This is a genomic window from Rhodococcus sp. CX (genome assembly GCF_015865005.1).
Classification (GTDB): Bacteria; Actinomycetota; Actinomycetes; order Mycobacteriales; family Mycobacteriaceae; genus Rhodococcus.
This window is the reverse complement of record NZ_JADZGH010000072.1, coordinates 3,084-3,327: the sequence shown is the minus strand read 5'-3', so window position 1 is coordinate 3,327 and position 244 is coordinate 3,084. Positions and strand designations below refer to the sequence as shown.

Annotated in this window: 1 protein-coding gene; it reads left to right on the top strand. The window is 74.6% G+C overall.

The window, feature by feature from the left end; genetic code table 11:
- A partial coding sequence (locus tag I0Q12_RS32370; protein ID WP_231610253.1) for a putative sulfate exporter family transporter occupies positions 1–244 on the top strand: 244 nt, incomplete at both ends.

The following is a 244-nucleotide window of genomic DNA, read 5'->3' as shown; positions in this document are numbered from 1 at the left end:
CCTGCTCGGGGTCGCAGTGGCCAACACCGTCCTGCGCCGCGAGGGCGCGACGGCGACCCGGATGCTCGCGCCCGGAACGGCCGTCGCCGCCAAGAACTTGCTGCGCGTCGGTGTCGCGCTGCTCGGACTACAACTGCTGGTCCCCGACGTCCTGGCGCTCGGATGGGGCACTCTCGCCGTCGCGGTCGCGGTGGTCGCGCTCGGCATCGCCGGCACCCTGTGGCTCGGCGCGCGGCTCGGACTC